23 protein-coding genes are annotated in these 22,296 nt (G+C 30.4%); 11 read left to right on the top strand and 12 right to left on the bottom strand.

The window, feature by feature from the left end; all coding sequences use genetic code 11:
- Nucleotides 1-735 precede the first annotated feature (735 nt).
- The 4 genes from J3U20_RS02790 to J3U20_RS02775 all read left to right on the top strand — a co-directional run bounded on the left by J3U20_RS02790 (nt 736) and on the right by J3U20_RS02775 (nt 4,894).
- Nucleotides 736-1,776: an RHS repeat domain-containing protein gene (locus J3U20_RS02790; RefSeq protein ID WP_160542314.1), complete on the top strand. Its 1,041-nt coding sequence runs from the start codon at nt 736-738 to the stop codon at nt 1,774-1,776.
- A 14-nt stretch (nt 1,777-1,790) separates the two neighbouring features.
- Nucleotides 1,791-2,267, top strand: a complete 477-nt coding sequence (locus tag J3U20_RS02785; RefSeq protein WP_160542313.1) for a hypothetical protein — start codon at nt 1,791-1,793, stop codon at nt 2,265-2,267.
- A gap of 537 nt (nt 2,268-2,804) precedes the next feature.
- Nucleotides 2,805-3,755, top strand: coding sequence for a hypothetical protein (locus J3U20_RS02780; protein ID WP_160542312.1), 951 nt, complete (start codon nt 2,805-2,807; stop codon nt 3,753-3,755).
- Between the two features lie 548 nt (nt 3,756-4,303).
- Entirely contained in the window at nt 4,304-4,894 is a 591-nt protein-coding gene (locus J3U20_RS02775; RefSeq protein ID WP_160542311.1) for a hypothetical protein, read from the top strand.
- 394 nt (nt 4,895-5,288) lie between these two features.
- Here J3U20_RS02775 and uvrB read toward each other — a convergent pair whose 3' ends face one another.
- From uvrB to hemG, 8 genes are all read right to left on the bottom strand, one after another.
- Nucleotides 5,289-7,295, bottom strand: coding sequence for an excinuclease ABC subunit UvrB (gene uvrB / locus J3U20_RS02770; RefSeq protein WP_160542310.1), 2,007 nt, complete (start codon nt 7,293-7,295; stop codon nt 5,289-5,291).
- Nucleotides 7,296-7,574: 279 nt separating this feature from the next.
- On the bottom strand, nt 7,575-8,195 hold the full coding sequence (locus J3U20_RS02765; protein WP_160542309.1) for a bifunctional nuclease family protein: 621 nt from the start codon (nt 8,193-8,195) through the stop codon (nt 7,575-7,577).
- A gap of 152 nt (nt 8,196-8,347) precedes the next feature.
- Nucleotides 8,348-9,169: a glutamate racemase gene (gene murI / locus J3U20_RS02760; RefSeq protein ID WP_105297369.1), complete on the bottom strand. Its 822-nt coding sequence runs from the start codon at nt 9,167-9,169 to the stop codon at nt 8,348-8,350.
- Between the two features lie 28 nt (nt 9,170-9,197).
- The gene (hemW, locus tag J3U20_RS02755; protein ID WP_160542308.1) at nt 9,198-10,331 is read right to left on the bottom strand and encodes a radical SAM family heme chaperone HemW; all 1,134 of its coding nucleotides are present in this window, start codon (nt 10,329-10,331) and stop codon (nt 9,198-9,200) included.
- A gap of 338 nt (nt 10,332-10,669) precedes the next feature.
- Nucleotides 10,670-11,407: a uroporphyrinogen-III synthase gene (locus J3U20_RS02750; RefSeq protein ID WP_105297371.1), complete on the bottom strand. Its 738-nt coding sequence runs from the start codon at nt 11,405-11,407 to the stop codon at nt 10,670-10,672.
- A gap of 6 nt (nt 11,408-11,413) precedes the next feature.
- Complete coding sequence (locus J3U20_RS02745; protein ID WP_158254223.1) at nt 11,414-12,055, bottom strand: DUF4271 domain-containing protein; 642 nt, start codon at nt 12,053-12,055, stop codon at nt 11,414-11,416.
- A gap of 24 nt (nt 12,056-12,079) precedes the next feature.
- Nucleotides 12,080-12,955 carry a carbon-nitrogen hydrolase gene (locus tag J3U20_RS02740; RefSeq protein WP_160542307.1) on the bottom strand — a complete coding sequence of 292 codons (876 nt, stop codon included), beginning with the start codon at nt 12,953-12,955 and terminating at the stop codon, nt 12,080-12,082.
- Between the two features lie 68 nt (nt 12,956-13,023).
- Nucleotides 13,024-13,563 carry a menaquinone-dependent protoporphyrinogen IX dehydrogenase gene (gene hemG / locus J3U20_RS02735; protein WP_160542306.1) on the bottom strand — a complete coding sequence of 180 codons (540 nt, stop codon included), beginning with the start codon at nt 13,561-13,563 and terminating at the stop codon, nt 13,024-13,026.
- 154 nt (nt 13,564-13,717) lie between these two features.
- Here hemG and trhA point away from each other — a divergent pair, with 154 nt between their 5' ends.
- The gene (gene trhA / locus J3U20_RS02730; RefSeq protein ID WP_160542305.1) at nt 13,718-14,344 is read left to right on the top strand and encodes a PAQR family membrane homeostasis protein TrhA; all 627 of its coding nucleotides are present in this window, start codon (nt 13,718-13,720) and stop codon (nt 14,342-14,344) included.
- Nucleotides 14,345-14,351: 7 nt separating this feature from the next.
- Nucleotides 14,352-14,951, top strand: coding sequence for a dephospho-CoA kinase (gene coaE / locus J3U20_RS02725; RefSeq protein ID WP_160542304.1), 600 nt, complete (start codon nt 14,352-14,354; stop codon nt 14,949-14,951).
- Here coaE and J3U20_RS02720 read toward each other — a convergent pair.
- Nucleotides 14,944-16,158 (bottom strand): RsmB/NOP family class I SAM-dependent RNA methyltransferase, encoded by a 1,215-nt coding sequence (locus J3U20_RS02720; protein WP_160542303.1) that lies wholly within the window; start codon nt 16,156-16,158, stop codon nt 14,944-14,946. The two genes, coaE and J3U20_RS02720, sit on opposite strands and share 8 nt — an antisense overlap.
- Nucleotides 16,159-16,289: 131 nt before the next feature.
- On the opposite strand from J3U20_RS02720, the gene J3U20_RS02715 reads away from it, so the two are divergent.
- The 4 genes from J3U20_RS02715 (at nt 16,290) to J3U20_RS02700 (ending at nt 19,048) form a co-directional block, all read left to right on the top strand.
- Nucleotides 16,290-16,994, top strand: a complete 705-nt coding sequence (locus tag J3U20_RS02715; protein ID WP_160542302.1) for an alpha/beta hydrolase — start codon at nt 16,290-16,292, stop codon at nt 16,992-16,994.
- A gap of 117 nt (nt 16,995-17,111) precedes the next feature.
- Nucleotides 17,112-18,077 (top strand): PorP/SprF family type IX secretion system membrane protein, encoded by a 966-nt coding sequence (locus J3U20_RS02710; RefSeq protein WP_160542301.1) that lies wholly within the window; start codon nt 17,112-17,114, stop codon nt 18,075-18,077.
- Nucleotides 18,078-18,093: 16 nt separating this feature from the next.
- Nucleotides 18,094-18,618 (top strand): isopentenyl-diphosphate Delta-isomerase, encoded by a 525-nt coding sequence (gene idi, locus J3U20_RS02705; RefSeq protein ID WP_160542300.1) that lies wholly within the window; start codon nt 18,094-18,096, stop codon nt 18,616-18,618.
- Nucleotides 18,619-18,637: 19 nt separating this feature from the next.
- Nucleotides 18,638-19,048, top strand: coding sequence for a secondary thiamine-phosphate synthase enzyme YjbQ (locus J3U20_RS02700; RefSeq protein WP_160542299.1), 411 nt, complete (start codon nt 18,638-18,640; stop codon nt 19,046-19,048).
- A gap of 45 nt (nt 19,049-19,093) precedes the next feature.
- On the opposite strand, the gene J3U20_RS02695 is transcribed toward J3U20_RS02700, so the two are convergent.
- The 3 genes from J3U20_RS02695 to J3U20_RS02685 are packed head-to-tail and all read right to left on the bottom strand — an operon-like array spanning nt 19,094 to nt 21,511.
- The gene (locus J3U20_RS02695) at nt 19,094-20,332 is read right to left on the bottom strand and encodes a hypothetical protein (RefSeq protein WP_160542298.1); all 1,239 of its coding nucleotides are present in this window, start codon (nt 20,330-20,332) and stop codon (nt 19,094-19,096) included.
- An 11-nt stretch (nt 20,333-20,343) separates the two neighbouring features.
- Nucleotides 20,344-21,063 carry an iron-sulfur cluster repair di-iron protein gene (ric, locus tag J3U20_RS02690; protein ID WP_160542297.1) on the bottom strand — a complete coding sequence of 240 codons (720 nt, stop codon included), beginning with the start codon at nt 21,061-21,063 and terminating at the stop codon, nt 20,344-20,346.
- Nucleotides 21,064-21,070: 7 nt separating this feature from the next.
- The gene (locus J3U20_RS02685; RefSeq protein ID WP_160542296.1) at nt 21,071-21,511 is read right to left on the bottom strand and encodes an RrF2 family transcriptional regulator; all 441 of its coding nucleotides are present in this window, start codon (nt 21,509-21,511) and stop codon (nt 21,071-21,073) included.
- Between the two features lie 363 nt (nt 21,512-21,874).
- Between J3U20_RS02685 and J3U20_RS02680 the strand changes: the two genes are divergently transcribed.
- A complete protein-coding gene (locus tag J3U20_RS02680; RefSeq protein ID WP_105297385.1) occupies nt 21,875-22,264 on the top strand; it encodes an RrF2 family transcriptional regulator in 390 nt (129 codons plus the stop codon).
- The last annotated feature ends 32 nt before the right edge of the window (nt 22,265-22,296 follow it).

Genomic DNA, 22,296 nt, shown 5'->3' with positions numbered 1-22,296 from the left:
TTATTTATGGGTATTTAACAGTGAATATTCAGGGGGTAATATTGGCATGGCTCCATTTTTAATGTTTATTACCCTTATTATTCAAATAATTATTTCTGTTATAATTTATTTTACAATGAGGAATATAATTAAGGGATCACATATATTCTTTATAATCAACATTATAATATATGCTATTGTGTTGTATTTTTTTGATACAAATGGTTTTCAACACATTTTCAAAAATGATTTGAGTGGCTTTTTAACAAGGAGTTCTTTGCTATCTCATACTTTTGTATCAATCATTATGATGATACTTTTTTCAACAGTGTTTTTATCTTGGATGGAAAAATAAATTAAATCAAAACCCCTCGCCGAACGAGGGGTTTTATATTACCTTTTATTCAATAGGTCAAGCAGTTCCAGTTCGTTGATAGAAATGGGAGATTTAATAATAGAAAAAATATTATAAAAGTCGAGCGGTTGGTGGCAACAAGTTTCTTTTTTATATTCCTGTTCCTCCATTAGGGCTGTTTGTAAAATTTTGCAGGAGAGGCGATAGTGTGCCCAGGTTTTGTTAATAAGGATTAGATGTAATCTTTACTAAGGAGGTTAGAAACTCTTTGGGGTTTTTGTTTTCGACTTTAAATTTGTTGTCATAAAATTTAGATTAAGTATGAATAAAAGAGGTATGTCGCTGACAACAAATTTAAACGAGTAGAAAAAGCTTTGTGACTTTTACCCATACGCCTTCCAATGTATTTTTCACAACATTGTTACTCATTTATCACTAACTTAGATGGCGAAATAGTGCAGCATGTAGAATATGTACCGTTTGGAGAAGTGTTTATAGAGGAGAGAAACAACAGTTTGAATACCCCTTACTTGTTTAATGGAAAAGAGTTAGATGAAGAAACAGGACTGTATTATTACGGAGCGAGATATTATAATCCAAGAGAGAGTGTATGGTTAAGTGCGGATCCATTAAGCGGATATAATCCGATGATGGAAGTAGAACACTACATAGACGGTCAACACAACAGAGGAGTCTTCAACTCATTTAACTTAAATACGTATGGATACACCTATCAAAACCCTATAACAATGGTAGATCCTAATGGTAAGCAAGCGCATTTTATGCATGGAACAGGTGATTGGGATGCAAATACCTACTTTAAAGGAAGTTTTGAAGATAAGTTTAAAGCAAGGTTTGGTACATTTGATTCATGGGGATGGTCAGGAAGTTTATTCAGTAGAGATAATGCATTTTGGAACGGAAAAGAAGGAAGAATTAGTGCAGGACATAGAATAGCAAAAGATGTTATAAAATCTATTAAGAATAATATTTCAGGAGGAAAATACAGAGGAAAAGGCATTGCTATTGGAGGTCATAGTCATGGAGCTAACGTGGCCAGAGTAGTAGCAAAAGATGTATATAAAGCCTTATCTTTAATGGTAAGTAAAGGAGAGTTAGATGAAATACCTGCTATAAACTTAGTGATGGTTAACGTTCCTACCATAGTTAATGAGTCGGCATATAGTTTAACACCTGTTGAACAGCTTCATATTAATTCCATTCAAGTAGATTCGAAAGTCGATCTTGTAGCTGGAGCAGGTCAGGGAATTACAGGTTCAGGCGCTTTGACAAATGAATTTTATCAAGATGCAAATTCACGTATAGAATATAAAGATCAGTTAAAAATAGATATGTTTGGTTGTGGAATGTCTAATCATTGTGGACATGCAGATGCAAATGTAAACGTTTGGTATCCCAAGGTAGAGAAAGACTTGAAATAATAAAGAATTATATTATGAAAGTAAAGAAATCAGTAATAATACTTTTGTTAGTTTTTATATTCTGCACATCATTTATTATATGGTTCTGGCCGGTTAGAAATGATGATTATACAGAAATAACTTATCAGGAATTGCCCTCAGATGTAAGAAATAAGTTTAAGGAAGTATATAACTATAAAGAACCCCCTAAAATATCATCTAAAGGAGATACTTTATGGTATTCTCCGCCTTTTGTAGAATGCTATAATATGAATATAGATTGTCCTTGTAAAATATCATCTAAAGGAGGAATTATAAGAGATATATTTTTTGTATTTACTTCTTGTGCTAAGACAAAAAAGATGTCTTGGGGAATATTGCAAAGAGTGTTTATTATAAAAAATGATTCTATTTATTATCCATGGAGTACTAGTGCTGGCACTAGAACGGGAGAGGCTAGAGCATTTCATGTAAAAATAGATACATTAAAATTTAGAGTAGAAAAGATGTAAATATATCTTCTATCTAAATTAATAAATAAAAACCCCGTATTAATCGGGGTTTTTCTTTTAAAGTTCTTTGTTAAGTAAATCTAACAACTCTAACTCATACTTAGGAATAAGGGAGCGAATGAAAGCAAAAAAATTATAAATATCCCATTGATTGTGTTCTGTGTAATTAGGGAAAGAGATTTCTGCCAGTAAAACCGTTTGGGTAATTTTAAAATTAGATTTAAGAGTAAAGCCTAAGTTTTCGTAGTCAGGAATAGTTTTAAGCTTTTCTAAAGTAACTAAGAAATCCTTAGGTTTAAAGACTTTTTTGGGGATGTCATGATGAAAAAGGGTTAATTTAACGAAAAAATCAGGTCACTAACAATGAATTCTACTAGGTGTAAAATTACAAGTTTGGGTATCACCAAAAACGCAAGGATCAGGAGTAAGAACTCAGATCATTAGTAACAAATATACGTATGACGCTGTTAGCAATGTATTAAGCGTATCCAACCAAGCCCCGCTACCTCAAGACAACCAAAAGACTATGGGTGACAAATGCAACATGACTATGCCTATGATGGACTTTACCGCTTATTACAAACACAAGGAAGTTACACAGGAGCGGATAACAAAACGGCCGCATACCGCTTACAAATGGGCTACGATAACTTACATAATATAGTAAGCAAAAACCAACAGGTAAGTCAACAAGGCATAATGATTGAAGGCGGATTAAAAGCAGGTTATGACTTATCGTATACCTACGATTCAACGAAAAAGAATCAAATAAAAACCGTTCAAGACATAAATTACAGAGAAGAAGAAAGTAAAGAAGAAGAAAAACGCCAAGAGCACAAGAATTATCACTATGATTTAAACGGAAATCTAACCTATGTAAATGTAGAATTAGAGAAGAAGGATTTAAGAAAAACCAGCCAAACGCAAGAAAGGAAATTACGCTGGGATGAAGAAAACCGATTAATGTCAATAGATGATAATGGCTATGTAAGTAACTATGTATACGATGCTTCAGGAGAACGAGTAATCAAAACAAGCGGCGAGAGCGAACAAGTGTATATCAATTCCTTATTCTCAGGCGGGAATACCGAAACACAAGGATTCACGGCCTATATTAACCCATACTTAGTAGTAAGTCCTAATGGAAAATATACCAAACATTACTACGCAGGAAGTCAACGAATAGTAAGTAAATTGGGAGATATAGAAAGCTTTGGCGCAGATCCGAGAAGAATAGAATATGCAGGATCAACCGTACCCGGAGTAACGATCAACTGGAAAGCGAAATACCAAAGAAGCATTGAAGACTTAAAAGGGAACTATGCGTACTTTGAAGTACCGTATAACGGAAAAGACAATGATGATTACGTAAACGGGGAAGGCTTCTGTTGTTCTCAGAATACAGCCTTAAGAGCAGGGATAGGAATCGGCAATGTGAACTATGAGAAAATGCAGTATTATTATCATCCTAATATTAGTAGGAGATAAAGTTGATAATAAATTAAAAATGTATAAAAAAAGATATAGAAAAAGAATGTGAGTTTGTTATAAAATTAGATAATAATTCTAATTCGGAAATAGTGTGTAAAAAAGATCAATATAATGTAAATTTAGTTGAAAATTTAGGAGCAGAAGAACCTATATATTAATTTTTAAGTATAATTTTCAAATAAATACTTCTATGTCCGCTAAGTAATTTGCTTGATTTTTTTTATTACTCTCTAAATCTATAATTTAAGTAACGAAAATTAAGTATAAATCTAAGTTATGATCGTAACAGTGGACTGCTAATTAAAGGATTGAACATTACTTTTATAAATATTTTAATTGAATAATTTTAATCAATATAAAATTTATCTATAAAAATTATATATTTGTCGGCTATTTTAAAAATTTATTGAATTGTGAATTGATCTTTATATGGAGTTAAACTATATAAATTAAAATCTTAAAAAAATATCGCTACTATAAAACATTTTCAAGATATCTACTAAAATTTATTTAATCTAAAATTTATATAAACAAACAATAACATTATGAAAAAAATTTTATTATTATTAATGATAACATTTAGTATGTTTTCATATGGACAATTTAACAAATTAGCTCTTCCGGCAAAAGTTTATTTAAAAAATGGAGAATTAAAAGAAGGTAAAGCTTATATTAATGATCAGCGGTCTAGATTAGGTATAAATGGAGTAGGCTTCGGTAAAAAAAATAAAAAATACATGAAGGAGATATCTTTTACACCTACAAAAGCTAAAGGTGGAAAAAGTGAAGAAATAAATGTAGAAAATATAGATAAAATAGAATTTGAAACCAGATCAAAAATGTTTGGTAGAGAAACTAAAATCGCTACATATAGACCTATTTTAATTGAAAATGAAGTTCAATTAAGCAAAGAAATTGTTCCGAATAAATTATATGCTTTAGTAAAAGTTCAAACGATTGATATGACTGATAAATTACCCGGAGACGATCATGCTCAAAAAAAAGTGTATTATATTAAAAATGGTGATTCTTATGAGAAAACAACATTAGCTTCTATAAAGATGAAATATAAGTGTTCAATGGATGAGGATGGAAATCGAGAAGAAAAGATAGCTAAATGTCTAGAGGGGAAATAACTATTAACTAATATTAATTTTTAAAATATGAAAACCCCGCTTTATAACGGGGTTTTATGATATTTATATAAAAATCCGGAATTATGAATTCTAAATGAAATCATAATATTTCGTAACAAATAAAATAGAAAAAGTTCAATAATTTCAAATTAGAAAAGTTTCAAAATAAAAGATATTCAATCATCCATCACATATTAAAAAAACTTTTTCAGTTTATAGCCATAGTATGTATTGTTAATGTTAACTCTATCCCTAATTTTTATCATAGGAAAAAAAATATTCAATGAAGATTTTTAATTAATCCAATAATCAATCTAATCCCGTTTAATAATTATATATATTTTTTTAAGCTGCTATTTTCTAATAAAATAGATGTATTACTAAAAAATACTATTTAATTAGATAAATTCATTTTATCCTTTAAAGCCTGTATTTCGTCTCTATATTGAGCAGCCGTTAAGAAATCTAAATTTTTAGCAGCTTTTTCCATTTCTTTTTGTTTTTTAGAAATAATTTTTTCTAAATCTTCTAATTTATATTGAGGTTCATCTTCTGCCACTTTTTTAATTTCATGTCTTGGAGCATATGATTTCACTTCATTGTCCAAATTATTAATGGAAATATTGGTTATTTTTTTATTTAATGGTTGAGGAGTAATATGATGTTCTAAATTATATTGATTTTGAATTTCCCTTCTTCTGGCAGTTTCATCGATCGTTTTTTTCATGCTATCCGTCATTTTATCCGCATACATAATAACCTTACCGTGAATATTACGAGCGGCTCTACCCGCGGTTTGCGTTAGAGAACGATGCGAACGTAAAAAACCTTCTTTATCGGCGTCAAGTACAGCAACTAAAGAAACTTCTGGAAGATCTAATCCTTCACGTAATAAATTTACACCAACTAAAACATCGAATTTACCAATACGTAAATCCTGCATAATTTCAACACGTTCCAACGTATCAATATCTGAATGAATAAATCGAGTTCTAATTCCAAATTTCGTAAGATATTTAGTTAATTCCTCCGCCATACGTTTAGTTAGCGTAGTAACTAATACCCTTTCATCCTCTTCAATTCTTTTTTGAATTTCAGCCATCAGATCATCAATTTGATTTAAAGAAGGTCTCACTTCAATTATAGGGTCCAGTAATCCGGTCGGACGAATAATTTGTTCAATGTATATACCTTCACTTTTCTGCAATTCATAATCAGCAGGAGTAGCGCTAACATAAATGACCTGATTCTGCATCATTTCAAATTCCTCAAATTTTAAAGGACGGTTGTCAAGTGCAGCAGGAAGTCTGAAACCATGTTCTACCAACGTTTCTTTTCTGCTTCGGTCTCCTCCGTACATGGCATGAACCTGAGGTAAAGTAACGTGACTTTCATCAATTACCATTAAATAATCTTCAGGAAAATAGTCTAATAAACAGAAAGGTCGGGTTCCGGGTAGACGACCATCGAGGTATCGAGAATAATTTTCTATTCCCGAACAATATCCTAACTCTTTAATCATTTCCAGATCAAATTCAGTTCGTTCTTTTAAACGGTGAGCTTCCAGATTTTTACCTACTTCATTATAATAGTCGACCTGCTTACCTAAATCAATTTGTATGTTTCGTATAGCATTATTTAATGTTTCCGGAGAAGTCACAAATAGGTTAGCCGGATATATATTGATACTTTCAATAGAATCAATTACATTATTAGAAACATAATCAACATTTTCAATACGTTCAATCTCATTTCCGAAAAATTGAATTCGTATTCCTGTATCTGAATAAGCAGGAAAAACATCGATTACATCCCCTTTGACTCTAAAATTTCCTCTTCCAAAATTGATTTCAGAGCGAGAATATAAAGCATTTACCAAAGATTGCAGTAATTTAGTTTTTGAAATAGCCTGACCCACTTTTAATGAAACCATGCTACTTTTAAATTCTACCGGATTTCCAATACCATATAAACAAGAAACAGATGAAACCACCAATACATCTCGTCTGCCGGAAAGCAGGGCAGAAGTAGCGCTTAAACGTAATTTTTCAAGATTTTCATTAATGGACAAATCTTTCTCTATATACGTATTGGTAGTAGGCATAAATGCTTCAGGCTGATAATAATCGTAATATGAAACAAAATATTCTACTGCATTATTTGGAAAGAATTCTTTAAATTCCATATAAAGTTGGGCAGCCAACGTTTTATTATGCGCCAGGATGATAGTCGGACGTTGAATTTTTTCAACCACATTGGCAATAGTGAAGGTTTTACCCGAACCAGTTACTCCTAATAGAGTTTGATACTTTTCATTTTTTAATATTCCTTTGGAAAGTGATTCAATAGCCTGAGGCTGGTCGCCTGTAGGCTTAAATTGAGAAACTACTTGAAATTTCATATATTAAAAATATAAATGTAATAAAATATATATTGATAGTACTCTTTTTACTAAAAAAGGTTTTTTTTCTGTATAAAAACAAATATATTAAGGCATTAATTATCATTTGAAACCTAGGTTTCAAAAAAAATATTACATTAAATTAAGTAATGTTTTATTTACTTAAATAAGGAAGATAATAAATTTAAAGTTTGAAACTTAAATTTATAAATAATAATCAATTAAAAGATGTTAAAATATTATAAAATAATAATAAATTTAAACAAGTTGTGAGATAGTTTATTTTCGTTTAACGAGTTCATCTCTTAATTTCGCTGCAGTCTCATAATCTTCATTTTCTATAGCTTTAGAAATTAAATCATTAATCTCGAAATCGGTTAAATGGGCGAATGAATCTTCAATATCATTGATATTCAATTGATTTTCAATGGTATCTAACGCCTTTTCAAAAGTTGATTCATTGGATAATTCTTCTTCATTCATTTCCATATATACCCCTGCTTTTTCCAAAATTTCTTTAGTGGCATACACGGGAGCTTCAAAACGCACGGCTAATGCAATGGCATCAGAAGTGCGAGAATCTATTTCAATTTCCTCATCGGTATCTATGTTTTGAAATAAAATATTGGAATAAAATACTCCGTCTTTCAATTTATATATAAAAACAGCTTTTACAACAAAATGTAAAGTTTTTACAAAGTTAGTAAATAAATCATGAGTAATTGGTCGGGGAGGAGTAACAGTTTTTTCTAATGCAAAAGCAATGGATAGTGCTTCAAATTTTCCTATAATTACAGGAATTTTCCTTTTACCAAAATCTTCTTCTAAAATAAGAGCATAAGCTTCGGATTGAGTTAAGCTTTCTGAAATACCTCTAATATGTAGTCGAATTAGATCCATAAATTATATATTACTCAATGAAAACATAGTAAATACTGAAATAACAATGCAATTTACGAATTTTTTTTAGAATTTTTTAATAGATATTTATTTTAGGGGTATAAAGGAACTTTTCTTTATATAAATTAATAAAATCCTTTTTTATTGATAAATTAATTTCTAATAATATTAAAAATATCAACAATTTTAAGATGTATGCAGCTTCCAAAAAATTTCTTTGCCAATTTAGAAAAAGTAGGCGTTAAATCGGAAACATAAAATTCATACAAAGGATTTTTAGATTGTGAAGTCAATTTTTTATTTTCAAGGTCTTGTTTAATGTAATTGGCAACGATCAGTGGAGAATCAATAACTTGTATTTTATTTAAATAGAAATTTTTAACTTCATTAATAATGATAGGATAATGAGTACACCCTAAAATTAAAGAATCTATATTTTGTAGCTTTTTATTAGTTAAATACGTTTTAAGAACTATAGAAGATATTTCATGATTATTAAAACCTTCTTCAATTACCGGAACCAGCAGGGGAGCAGCTAGTTCATGAACATTAATATGTGGATTTAGTTTTTGAATGCTTTTTTTATAAATATGAGAAGAAATGGTAGATTTGGTGGCTAACACACCTACATTTTGATTAAAAGTGAAGGCTACTTTTTCAGCTACGGGTGAAATAACATCATATACCGGCACATTTTTTTCATTTGCCAAAGCAATTACTTCTTTCAAAGCGTTGGCAGTGGCAGTATTACAAGCAATAACAATAGCTTTGCAATTATTTTCGAGTAAAAATTTAGTTATTTTTATCGAATATTCGGTTATAACTTCTTTAGATTTATCTCCATAAGGCAAATGTTTTGAGTCTCCGTAATAAATTAGACTTTCATGAGGTAACAATCGTTTTATTTCCTTCGCAATAGTAAGTCCTCCCATTCCGGAGTCAAAAATACCAATAGGTCGATCTTCTTCTTTCATTGGTGCAAAAATAAGTGTTTATAAGTTATTAATCAATGAAAAAAAATTGGGCAATAATTCCATCCGTAAAAAATAAAGATTCCGGATGAATAGTTACTATTTGATTGGATATTCTTACTTTTTTAGTTGCTTCCAGTTTCTTTAATTCTTTATAAAAGTGTTTCATCAAAGAAGATGAAAATTCTTTCTCCAATTCATCGATATTGATCCCCCAAAGGGTACGTAGTCCCAACATGATTTTTTCATTAAAACGATCTTTTTCACTAATTACCTCTTCCTCATAATTGAGTATATTATTTTCGATTGCTTTAAGGTATTTTATATTATGGGAAACATTCCAGCATCTTTTATCTATTCCATTATAAGAGTGGGCGGAAGGTCCTATTCCCAAATAAGGTTTATTTTTCCAATAGGAAGTATTATGTTGAGAAAAAAACGTTTCTTTACCAAAATTTGAAAATTCATATTGGATATACTTATGCTCAATTAATTTATTTCTAAGCGTTTCAAATTGAATCGCTTGTTTTTCCTCATCAATTGGTGGAAGTTTATTTTTTCTGATTTGAGCTTCAAAAGCGGTTTTTGGTTCAACTGTAAGCGCATAGGATGAAATATGAGGAATTCCTAGAGAGATAGCTTTTTCAAGAGTATACATCCATCTTTCATGGGTAGTAGTTTGTGCCCCATAAATCAAATCTATCGTAATATTGTTAAAACCAATATCTTGAGCGGATCGAATAGATTGAATTGCTTCGTCTGCATTGTGGTTTCGATTCATAAATTTGATATCCTCATCAATAAAAGATTGAATGCCTATACTTAGTCGATTTACAGGAGTTTGATTTTTGAGGAAGTGAAGATATTCTACAGATAAATCATCCGGATTTGCTTCAAAAGTAATTTCCTTAGTTTCAGACATATCGTAATGTTCCTTAATAATAGTAAATAAGTATTCAAGTTCTTTATAATTAAGGATTGAAGGAGTTCCACCACCAAAATATATGGTCTCAATGGGGCTAATCAATTCATTTTTTCTTATAATCAATTCTTTACCTATAGCTTGTATCAATTGTGATTTATAGTTGAATTGAGTTGAAAAATGAAAATTACAATAATTACATTTTTTTACACAAAAAGGAATATGAATATAAAGTCCTGACATAGTAAAATCTTTGCAAAGATATTATAACTCAAGGAAATGTTGAATCACTTTAATTAAATTAACTTGGATTTATAAATGATTTTTAAGCGAATCATTACGTCCTAATACCTAATAAATAGTTTAATCTAGATTAAATTCAGTTATAAAAAGTAGAAAGTTAAAAAAAGTGTATTTTAATGAATGAGTTTTATTGATATCGGAAGCTAAAGAGGTAAATTGTCTTAAAAGTATTATAATAGGAAATAAGTAACGTAAAGTCAATATGCAAGTAAGAACTAAAATAAAGTAAAAAAAGCTCAAATTTAATTTTAAACTTGAGCTTTATATATTTTATAAATTTATTGTAAAAAATCATCCAAAGCTTTTGCCATTGATGGACTTTCTTTGGTTGGTGCAAAGAAGTTAACAGTTAATCCTGCTTCTTCAGCAGCTTGTTTGGTGGAATGGCCAAATATACCGATACTTATGGAATCTTGTTTAAAATCTTTATAATTATCAAATAAGGATTTGATACCGGAAGGACTAAAAAATACCAAAGCATCGTATTCTTTAATATCTTTAATTTGTGAAGCCACATCGCTACTTACTGTACGGAAAAGTATAGCTCGGGTATAATCTACTCCCGATTTGTCTAATGCATCAGGGATATCCTGGTTAAGCACGTCAGAAGTTGGTAAAAGATATTTTTCATTAGGGTTCTTCTTCAAAAGAGGAATCATATCTTCCGCCTCTTTCTCTCCAAAATAGATTTTTCTTTTTCGGTATACAATATATCTTTGAAGATATAAAGCAATAGCCTCAGATTGACAAACATATTTCATGGAATCGGGTACCGTAAATCGCATTTCATCGGCCAGTCTAAAAAAATGATCGATCGCATTGCGGCTGGTAAATATGATTGCGGTAAAATTAGAAAAATCGATTTTTTGTAATCTAACATCTTTTGCATCAGCGCCCTGCACATGGATAAAAGGACAAAAATCAATTTTTATTTTATGCTTTTTTTCAATGTCAAAATATGGTGAACTATCGCCAGCGGGCTTTGATAGAGAGATTAAAACGGATTTTATTTTCATAATAAATTAAAATTTATCTCCTAAAAACACTAATTTTAAAACATATAGTGCCGGTAAGATTTCGAAAGCGCAAAGGTACAAAAATTCATAATAACCAGGAAGTTTTATTTGATTTTTAATGAAGAACATCAGCCAAATCCATTCAGTAACCAGTAAAAATGATAGCGTTCCTACCACAAGATAAGGAGCATATTGAACCGAAATATCTGTATAATATATTGTAAAACAAAGTAGTATTGTAATAAACAATTTGATAAACAAAAAGATAAATCGATTATTATAATTAATCTGATATTCTTTGTTTTTTCCTAATATCAAAAGAAAGCCGTTTCCTAATGTATAAGAAGATACTTGATATATAGTTAAAATTACAAATAATGAGATTAATTTTAAAGCTTCCGTATTATAAAAAGGAATTACTACCGTAAAAAAAGGAAGAAGAGTTAAAGCCAAAATAACCGTATAAACAAAACTACATATAGCAACATACAAAGTAAAATTCTCATTTTCGGTAGGTATGGACCTAAAACGGAAAATGGGTTCATCTTTAGGAATTAATAAAAATCTCGAAATAATCAATAATAGTAAAGATCCTAAGAGAATAAAATTTACCAGATTGTCCCCTAAAGGTATTTTTGTTATTTCCAAAATTTAGATGATTTATTCTATAAATTAATCTTCATCAATAAAACGTTTGGTAATAGGAGAATAAGAGTCAATACGGCGATCTCTTAAAAAAGGCCAATGCACTCGGTAACTGTCAGATTGTTCGGTTTCAATTTCCACAACCATAACCTCTTCGTTTTCATGAGAAGCTTGTTGTAAAATAGTGCCGAACGGATTAGAAACAAAAGAACCACCCCAAAATTTCATCGCGCCGTCTTGTTCATATCCCACACGATTAACACTTACTGTATGCACTCCGTTGGCAATTGCATGACTTCTCTGAATGGTTTGCCATGCATTATATTGTTCGATGTTGGTATCTTCATCTTGAGTAGAAGCCCAACCAATAGCTGTAGGATAAAATAGAATTTCAGCACCCAATAAAGCCGTAATACGAGAAGCTTCGGGATACCATTGATCCCAACAAATTAATACTCCAATTTTAGCATATTTGGTTTGAAAAACCTTGTATCCTAAATCACCCGGAGTAAAATAAAATTTTTCATAATATGCAGGATCATCAGGAATATGCATTTTGCGATATTTTCCCAAATATTGACCATCGGCATCAATAATTGCAGTAGTATTATGGTATAATCCTTTCGCTCTTTTCTCAAAAAGAGAAGCAACAATAACTACATTTAATTCAGCTGCTACTTTTCCCAATCGGTCCGTAGTTGGGCCGGGAATAGTTTCAGCTATTTTAAAATTATCGTAATTTTCAACATCACAAAAATATAGGGATGTAAATAACTCTTGAAGACAAACTATTTGAGCACCTTGTGAAGCTGCTTTTTTAATTCCTTCAATTGCTTTCTCTATGTTATTCTCAATATTATTGGAACAGCTGGATTGTACCAATCCGATTTTTACTTTTGCCATTACTTAAAAATATATTTTCAAGGTTTTTTCACTTACAAAAATAAGTTATATTTTATAAATTATAGTGTTCAAATGGCATCAATTTGAGAATTAAACTCGTTGGCAAAATTTTTAACCTGTTTCCAATCTGTATATTCTATTACGGTTGAAGAATCTGTAGGACCTTTAGTCATTGTCATAATAAGCTGAATCATGAGCCTGTCAAAAGTTGAATAGGCAGGATAATTTAATAAGCCACCAAATAAACCTATAAGGTTTGGTTTCCATTTAATTTTATTTAAAAATTTTTTAGCGTATGGATTATTTTCAACCAATCTTCTTTCTTTATTTCTCGATATTAAACTTATTGAGAAAAAAGCATTCGGCATCGAATTGAGTTCTTGAGAATGAGTATTGATATATTTTTTTACTTTATTTCTGTGGAATCCATACCGAATACTAGCCCCGATAATTACACCATCAAAGTTAGAAAGAGAGGGAATTGGATCATTAATTGATACTATAGTTACCGTCGCCTTTAAATTAGCAGCAATGAACTTGGAAATTTTAATGGTATGACCATCGGTAGAAGAATATATAATCAAAACTTTTTTTTCTTTTGATGACATATGACAATAAAGTTTTTAGTGACTGCAAAATTACTTATAATAAATGTAATAGCCGGTATGTATGAATAAAGCTTTTATGAATAAGAAGTGTTAAAAATTACAAAATTAAATTTCAGATAAATATATTTAGTAACTTTGTTAAAAGTTAAAGGTAATGACTCAAATAGCCAGAGATAAACAAGAAATTTTAAATACTATTTCGCATGGAATGGGAATTGTATTGGGTATTGTCGGACTAATATTTCTATTAGTAAAAAATAATAATAGTAGTATATACAGTACCTTAAGCATTTGGACGTTTGGTCTTTCGCTCATCATCTTATATACCTCTTCAACCATCTATCATTTTTTTGTGAATGAAAATTGGAAGAAAAAAGCTCGCGTTTTAGATCACATGAGCATATTTTTACTTATTGCAGGAACGTATACGCCGATTTGTCTGATCACATTGGAAAAAAGTTCGGGATGGACGCTTTTTACTATCGTTTGGACCATAGCAGCTTTAGGTATTATCATGAAAATTTTTTTGACCGGCAAGGTTGATAAGTTATCTTTACTTCTTTATTTGGTTATGGGTTGGCTTTTGGTATTCGACATAAAGAATATCGCAAATTCTATGACTTCTCAGGCTTTGATTTTTTTAGTTCTGGGAGGAATTTTGTACACTCTGGGAACTATATTTTATGCAAGGGATAAGATGCCTTATGCTCATTTTATATGGCATTTATTTGTTTTAGGAGGAAGCGCATCCCATTACGCCATGGTATACTATATTATATAAATTTTTAATGAAAATAGTTGGATTAACAGGAGGAATGGGGGTAGGAAAATCGACGGTAGCCAATTTATTTGAAGATTTTGGTTTTCCGGTGTTTAATTCCGATACAAGAGCAAAGGAACTAATGGTTGAAAATGATGAGCTCAAAAGGAATATAATTTCACTTTTAGGGCAAGAGGCTTATGAAGGAGACACATTGAACCGAAAATATATAGCAAAAAAAATCTTTACCGATAAAGAACTTCTTAAAAAGCAGAATCTTTTAGTTCATACTGCTTTGCAACACGACTTTCAGTTATGGAAAAGTAAACAGAATGCCCTATTTGGAATCAAAGAAGCAGCCATTTTATTTGAAAGTGGTTCTTACAAGGATTGCGATTTTACGATAGCTGTTACTTCTCCCGATCCTCTACGGATGCAAAGAATACTATCCAGAGATCATTTATCCGAAACTGAAGTTAAAGAACGTATTCAACATCAATGGCCTCAGAGTAAAATTGTAAAATTATCCACCTTTCATATAAATAATGATTCGGATTATGAAAATTTAAAGAATCAGGTAATTCAAACCGTCAATATCTTAAAAATCAAATGCAAACAGACTAGCTAGTTCGCACGATTTTAGCCATATAAAACCCATCAAAACCACAAACGGAGGGCATCAATTTTTTCTCTTCAATCAACTGATAATTGGAGTTTTCTTTCAAAAAGTTTTCTACTTGTAAAGAATTTTCAGATGGTAAAATGGAACAAGTTGCATAAACTAAGATTCCGTCTTTTCTAACAAGTTTGGAATGGTTTTGCAAGATTTGTCTTTGTTCTTCCCTAACACGGCTAATAAATTCTTCATTTAATTTCCATTTTGCATCCGGATTACGTCTTAACACACCCAAACCGGAACACGGAGCGTCAATGAGTACTCTATCTGCGCTATTTTCTAGTCTTTTTAATGTTTTAGAATCTTCAATAACTTTAGTTTGTATATTGTGAGCACCATTTCTGCGAGCTCTTTGTTTTAACGTTTGCAATTTCCATTCATGAATATCCATGGCAATAATTTGGCCTTTGTTTTCCATTAAAGCAGCAAGTTGTAATGTTTTACCACCGGCTCCTGCACATGAATCGATAACTCTCATCCCGGGTTTTACGTCAACAAATTCTCCCACTCTTTGTGAAGACGCATCTTGAATTTCAAATAAACCGTCTTTAAAAGCTTGTGTTTTGAAAATATTTTTCTTCTCTTCCATTATAAGAGCATTTTTGTATCCCCTGATAAAATCAACATTTATATTTTCTTCACTCAAAACGTCTTTAAGTTCTTCTGCTGTGATTTTAAGAGTATTAGCTCTTAAGATAGTTTGTGCCGGAACATTTAATGCTTTTATTTCTTGGCTCCATGAATCGCCCAATTCTGATTCCAACACTCTTTGCATCCATTCAGGAATAGAATATTTTATGGCTAGAGTGGGAAAGGGAAGTTTAAAACGATCCTTAATCTTTTTTATATAAACTTTTTCGAATTCAGGAAAAGGTTGAAGCTCAATTTTATTACGGAGTAAATACGTGGCGATTATATTATCTATTGATTCGGGAGATAGCTTCTTATTTGCAAAAAATTCCAATTGGTTTTTCCAGCGTATAATCTCATAAAATGATTCAGAAACAAAGCCACGGTCTTTGCTGCCCCATTTTTTATTGAATTTCAGAGTTCTTTCCAGCACCTTGTCCGCGTATTTATTGGGCTCGAAAAAACTTTCTTCTAAGGCTTTATGTAAACCTATTATTAAATTTCTGTGTAACTTTATCTTTGGAATCATTTCGTATGAAAAATATTTGCAAATATATAGGTTAATTATAACATGTATCAATATTTAAGCTAATGCTTTGCACAATAAAAAATACAATTGTATTATAACAGTAATTACTTAACTACAAAATAAATAAAACTATGAAAGTATATTTCATTCCGGGATTAGGGGCAAAATGTCAATGTTTCAAATTCATTAGGCTACCTGAAGGATTTGAAAAAATATATATTGAATGGCATCTTCCTGAAAAAAATGATAGTTTATCTACTTATGTCCGAAAGATGTCAGAAAAAATAGATCAATCCGAACCTTTTATATTAGTCGGTTATTCTTTTGGAGGCGTCATTGTTCAAGAAATGAATAAGTTTATGAAACCGGAAAAAACCATACTGATAGCAAGTATGAAAGATAAAATCCAAATTCCTGAATTATTTAAAATCTTAAAGAAAATTAAATTCGCAAAATGGTTTCCCATGAAATTTTTTACCGGAAAGAAAATGCTTTCTTATGCATTTATGAGATCCGTCTATTTTAATACGATACCATCCAAAAAACAAAAAAGAAATCAAATTAAGTTAGACGAATTTATGGTAGATTTTAATTCAGAGTACTTTAAATGGTCCATTGATCAAATTGTAAATTGGTTACCCGAAAAAGAATGTGAAAAAATATATCAAATTCACGGAACAAATGATCTTATTTTTCCATTTAAAAAGATACATACCAGTTATGCTACCACCCAACAACCCCATCTTGAAATAGTAGAAAAAGGATCCCATCTTTTAGTATTGGAATTACCAAAAAAAGTGAATAAAGCATTAGAAAATATAATATTAAATGAATAAATAATAAAAATTGATGAAAAAAAAATTAAAACATTAGTAATACTTAAAATATTTCTTTTTTTAGTAAGTTTGTACAATATATAAACGTTTATTTAGATTCTAATTTAATAATTGCTAATGAGATCATTTCGACTTTTTTTATTTTTAATGCTATCATTTTTTCTAACTAAAGTAAAATTATATGGACAACAAAGTATTCCTTTTGATCAACAATATCTTTTGTCGGATAAAGTGTTGATTAATCCGTCATATACTGGATCTACTGATGATATTGTATTAAAAGCTACGTATCATCAACAATTTAGCAATTTTAATGAAAGTCCGAATACTCAAACCATCAGTACCCATTTCAATGCTTTTGACAGGGTAGGATTGGGAGCTTACTTTTTTAGGGACGAAAACGGTCCGATTACACTAACAGGAGCTAATATTTCTGGAGCCTATCATATTCCTTTAACGGATGAAGAGAACAGATCGGAAAGTCAGTTTTCATTCGGTACTTCGTTCAGTTTTTTTTCACAATCATTTGAATATTCCAAATTGAGACCGGAAGATGCGAATGATCCTCTATTATATGGTGATAAATCTGTATTTTTGCCTTACCTGAATTTAGGGATGTCTGTAGCCTACGAAGGTTTTTTTGCAGGAGTTTCTGTACAAGACATACCTTTAGGGAAAAACAAACCGGTGGTAAACTCCATTGAACCTTCACCTTCTTGGTATTATTTGAATTTAGGCTATAATTGGGAATTGGTGGAATCCTTTTTTTTAGAACCCTCATTTATGATGAGCTTAAATACAAATTCCGAAAGAATGATGGATTTAAATTTGAAAGCCAAATATAAAGATGATTTCAATGCTTTTGCTTTAGGAGTTAGTTATAGGACAGCCAAAGATTCTCAAGTTAGCGGCGGTCTTTCCGTAACACCATTTTTACAAGCAGAATTAGGCAGATTAAATTTTACTTTTGGCTATAATTTTGGAATTACAGACGTATTCAAAAAAGGAGGTGATGGATTATTGGTAGGTTTAGGATATAATATAGAAAACTTTATAAATCCGCAAGGATTTCGTTACAGATAGAAGAATTTTTGAAAAGATGACAGAATACGTAGTTTTAGTGAATGAGAAAGATGAGATAGTAGGTGAAATGGAAAAGCAAGAAGCCCATATAAAAGGTGAATTGCATCGAGCATTTTCAATATTTATTTTCAATAAAAAAAAGGAACTTTTAATTCAACAAAGAGCAAAAATAAAATATCATTCCTCTTTGAAATGGACCAATACTTGTTGCAGCCATCCTAGAATTGGTGAAAGTTATATGGATGGAGCGCATCGGAGACTTAAAGAAGAATTAGGATTTGATTGTGAATTGCACAAAAAGTTCGATTTTATTTATAAAGCAGAGGTAGGAGACGGGCTTATTGAACATGAATATGATTATGTTTTCATAGGCCAATACGATGGAGAAATAGTTATCAATCCCTTGGAAGTAGAGTCTATAAAGTGGATAAACTTAACAGATTTAAAAAAAGATATTGATTTGCATCCCTCTAATTATACTGAATGGTTTAAGATTATATTCGACAAATATGAAAAATATATTGAACATTACACCGATTAATTTTTAATCAATAAATCTGATGGTATCTCAAATAGAAATTGTTTTAAAAGAACGAGCCAGAGGTTTTCATTTGATCACGGATGAAATAATCAATAAATTACCGCACCTTCCTCCGGTCGGAATACTCCATCTTTTTATTAAGCATACATCTGCAGGTTTAGCTATCAATGAAAATGCCGATCCCGATGTCAGATTCGATTTAGAAAATATTTTTAATCATCTAGTTAAAGAAGGAGAACCTTACTATACCCATATTTATGAAGGGGAAGATGATATGCCTTCCCATGCTAAATCTATACTTTCAGGAACGAGTGTATCGATACCAATAACCAATGGAAAACTTAATCTAGGAACTTGGCAGGGTTTATATTTATGTGAATTTAGAAATAGAGGAGGAAATAGAAAACTAGTTGCTACTATACTAAGTTAGTTCTGCTTTTTTAACCCCTTTTTTAATTTTTAATTATTCAATACTTTACTGGATTTGGCTATTGCTTTTTAAAGAAAGATTAGCTTGATATAAATACATCAAATATAATCCAAAACTTAAAGGAAATAACAAGCTGATCCAAGACAAAACACAAGAATAATAAGGAGTTGAACCTTTATCTAAATAAATGTAAAATCCTTGTATAAATAATAAACTTTCCGAAATAAAGAAGAAAAGTAAGAAGAAGAAAGTACCGATCTGTATAAGATTATTTCTGCAGTTAATCCATTGACATTGTATCAAGAGTAAAACAACAGCTAAAGTTGTATACATTCCAAGAACTTCCAAATGTATAAATCCTATACGTAAATTTTTAATTTCATGAGATAATTGAGCCATTTCCGGTACTAAAAGAAACAGTTGGAGAACGTTTTTTGCAACAAAGGAAATAACAAAACAACCATATAAAAGAGATAGGATATAATCATTTGTCTTACTAATTTTTACAATAAAAGGATGAATATACTTTAAATACAATACTAAAGCGGCAATGTTACAAAGAATCCCTAAAGAGTATACAAAATAAATATAAATCGAATGAAAATACCAGCTAAGAGGTAAGCCAAATGTTAAAAGTATACCTCCTAAAATCAAAATATAAAAATACCTGGCAATTTTAGGCGGAACACCTAAAGATTTTATTGAAACCAAACGTAATAATAAAGCCAAAGAGCCCAATAAAAACCAACCGTTGATTTGGAAATGTAGATAAAATTGTATGCAAATAGAATACAATACAGAGTTCTTACCTAATGTTCCCATTGTAATCCCCAGTCCCCAAATACCAAAAGAAGATATGAGCATACAAGTTAATGCAGATCTAAGAAAAATAGAACTTAAGTCATTCTCTTGAGTAATACTCTTAAAAGTTATAAAGCAGAAATAATAAGAACATAAAATATGTATAACGGAAAACAATATAGAAAACAAGCCATAGCCTTGAATAGGAAAGCTCAATAACATTCCCAAAATAGTTAATTGAGTAATCCAAAATAAGGCAGAATAGGAAGATAAATTTTTTTTATTTTGAGGGATAAAATACAGATAGATTAATACATAATATATTTGATACAATCCTCCCAACATAGCAATATGAGAATGAGTATGTAAAAAATTACCATATGGAAAACGTACCTCATAGTATTGAAATATCCTAAGTAAAAATCCCAGAACTCCGGCAACAAATACATTTAAAAAGCTTACAAAAATCCACTTTTTAATCATCGTTTGTATTCTCAGTTCAAAGAAGATTCCAATTGTATAGCTTTTGGAAATAAAATATTATTTTCCAAATGAATATGTTTGTGTAAATTTTGCTCAAATTCATCCAGCATAGCAAAAGATACACGATACGTATTGCAAGCCTCCATGGGTGGAGTATAATTTTGAGTTAATTCGCAAATTCTTTTAAATCGTTCACCTTCAATGTCATGATCGTGCTTCATCATCTCAATAGGATTTTGTACAGTACCAAAATGAGGAGTTACAAAGGGTAAATTTTTATTTTTAGCTTCATTCAATTGACGAATAAAAGGAAATAAAATTCTTTCCTCCTTTTGTATATGTGCTTCTAAATCGTTTACAGAGGCTTCAAATAAATGATAAACTTCTACTAATTCGGGATGCCTAAAACCATGAACTTTTTGTACTTTATTTAAAAACTTTAACAATGAGGGACTTTTTTCACGAATATATTGATGATGGATTTTTTCAATATAATCTGCCAATAAATCCGGCGGCCAAGATTTAAAATCAATGTTTTCCTCACGAACAGCTATTGCTTCATTGAGTTGATCGGTCAATTCTTTGATATCAATTGATTTTTTATCACAAGCTTGTTCGATGGTTCTGTCTCCTTTACAACAAAAATCGATGCCGTATTTTGAGAAAACGGAAGCTGTTTGATAATTTTCTGCTACAATTTCTCCAATAGTTGCGTTCCAATTGTGTTCCATATTATAATTAATTTGTTATTTTTAAAAAAGTTAAACCGGAAATTACATCCCTAATCATATCTTCAATACTGATTGATTGGAGAGTATCTTGTAATTGATTCCGAATAGCCTTAAATTTATGGTGAGCAGGGCAAGGGTGATTCTCCGAGCATTTGGGTAATCCCAATGCACATCCCGTAAAAATTGAATCTCCATCAATAGCCGATACAATGTCGTATACTTTAATTTCCGATAAAGAATCAATAGGAATACTAAACCCACCCGAAGGTCCTTTATGGGAAGTAATTATATGATGCCTAACTAAAGTTTGTAAGATTTTAGCGGTAAACGCCTCCGGAGAATTAATTTCTGCGGAAATATCTTTCAAACCCGGTTTATTTCCTATGAAAGATTGCGCACCAACAAATATCGTCGCTCTAATAGCATATTCACAGCTCTTCGAAAACAATTTCAAGATATTTAAATTGTGTCAAAGGTATAAAAAAAATAATAAAGGACAAAAATATCTTTTATTATATAGAAAATTATCAATATTTATATGAGATAAAAACGCTTGATTTACAGAATAATAAATTAAATTAAGGTAAATATTAATATATAAATTGTAAAATAAATATAAAATAATTATACATATATCTTAAAAAAACATAATAATACTAAATGGTATATTAAGTTAAGAAATTGAAAATGAATCAGTTATTTATAATCTTTTTAAATATTGAAGATAATAGGATATAAAAGTCTTATTATAATTTTTTAATTTGTATATTTGTAGAAATAAAACTATGTTTAATTTCTGCATTAGAAAATAATGTTTTCAAAAACAAGTGAATACGCAATTAAAATTATGATATATCTAAGTGCTAACAGTACAGTAGATAATTTGCGTCAAGTCAAAGAGGTAAGTGAAGCATTAGGCACTCCCGGGCCATTTACTGCTAAAATTTTGCAGCAATTGGTTAAAGCAGGTTTATTGTTTTCAATGAAAGGTAAAAACGGCGGGTTCACTTTAAGCAGAGAACTGGGGGAAATCAAGATTTCTGATATAGTTATAGCAGTTGATGGAGAAAAATCTATAAATCGATGCCTTTTAGGTTTAAAAGATTGTTCTTCAGAAAACCCTTGTCCTTTACATCATAAATTTTATAAAATCAAAGACGATTTTAAAAAATATGTTTTGGATTCAACCTTAGAAGTCTAACAATTAACTATTATACAACTATTAACTATTAT

Source organism: Apibacter sp. B3919 (assembly GCF_026537405.1).
In the GTDB taxonomy this organism is placed as follows: Bacteria; Bacteroidota; Bacteroidia; order Flavobacteriales; family Weeksellaceae; genus Apibacter.
The sequence above is the reverse complement of the archived record's forward strand: the minus strand, read 5'-3'. Positions and strand labels throughout refer to the sequence as shown.

Bases quoted from the DNA above. Each gene is read 5' to 3' on its own strand.
- J3U20_RS02680 (WP_105297385.1), top strand. From the start codon at position 21,875: ATGTTTTCAAAAACAAGTGAATACGCAATTAAAATTATGATATATCTA.
- trhA (WP_160542305.1), top strand. From the start codon at position 13,718: ATGACTCAAATAGCCAGAGATAAACAAGAAATTTTAAATACTATTTCG.
- coaE (WP_160542304.1), top strand. From the start codon at position 14,352: ATGAAAATAGTTGGATTAACAGGAGGAATGGGGGTAGGAAAATCGACG.
- J3U20_RS02715 (WP_160542302.1), top strand. From the start codon at position 16,290: ATGAAAGTATATTTCATTCCGGGATTAGGGGCAAAATGTCAATGTTTC.
- hemW (WP_160542308.1), bottom strand. From the start codon at position 10,331: ATGTCAGGACTTTATATTCATATTCCTTTTTGTGTAAAAAAATGTAAT.
- murI (WP_105297369.1), bottom strand. From the start codon at position 9,169: ATGAAAGAAGAAGATCGACCTATTGGTATTTTTGACTCCGGAATGGGA.
- idi (WP_160542300.1), top strand. From the start codon at position 18,094: ATGACAGAATACGTAGTTTTAGTGAATGAGAAAGATGAGATAGTAGGT.
- J3U20_RS02740 (WP_160542307.1), bottom strand. From the start codon at position 12,955: ATGGCAAAAGTAAAAATCGGATTGGTACAATCCAGCTGTTCCAATAAT.
- J3U20_RS02750 (WP_105297371.1), bottom strand. From the start codon at position 11,407: ATGAAAATAAAATCCGTTTTAATCTCTCTATCAAAGCCCGCTGGCGAT.
- J3U20_RS02780 (WP_160542312.1), top strand. From the start codon at position 2,805: ATGCAACATGACTATGCCTATGATGGACTTTACCGCTTATTACAAACA.
- J3U20_RS02710 (WP_160542301.1), top strand. From the start codon at position 17,112: ATGAGATCATTTCGACTTTTTTTATTTTTAATGCTATCATTTTTTCTA.
- J3U20_RS02790 (WP_160542314.1), top strand. From the start codon at position 736: ATGTATTTTTCACAACATTGTTACTCATTTATCACTAACTTAGATGGC.
- J3U20_RS02700 (WP_160542299.1), top strand. From the start codon at position 18,638: ATGGTATCTCAAATAGAAATTGTTTTAAAAGAACGAGCCAGAGGTTTT.
- J3U20_RS02720 (WP_160542303.1), bottom strand. From the start codon at position 16,158: ATGATTCCAAAGATAAAGTTACACAGAAATTTAATAATAGGTTTACAT.
- hemG (WP_160542306.1), bottom strand. From the start codon at position 13,563: ATGTCATCAAAAGAAAAAAAAGTTTTGATTATATATTCTTCTACCGAT.
- ric (WP_160542297.1), bottom strand. From the start codon at position 21,063: ATGGAACACAATTGGAACGCAACTATTGGAGAAATTGTAGCAGAAAAT.
- J3U20_RS02775 (WP_160542311.1), top strand. From the start codon at position 4,304: ATGAAAAAAATTTTATTATTATTAATGATAACATTTAGTATGTTTTCA.
- J3U20_RS02695 (WP_160542298.1), bottom strand. From the start codon at position 20,332: ATGATTAAAAAGTGGATTTTTGTAAGCTTTTTAAATGTATTTGTTGCC.
- J3U20_RS02785 (WP_160542313.1), top strand. From the start codon at position 1,791: ATGAAAGTAAAGAAATCAGTAATAATACTTTTGTTAGTTTTTATATTC.
- J3U20_RS02765 (WP_160542309.1), bottom strand. From the start codon at position 8,195: ATGGATCTAATTCGACTACATATTAGAGGTATTTCAGAAAGCTTAACT.
- uvrB (WP_160542310.1), bottom strand. From the start codon at position 7,295: ATGAAATTTCAAGTAGTTTCTCAATTTAAGCCTACAGGCGACCAGCCT.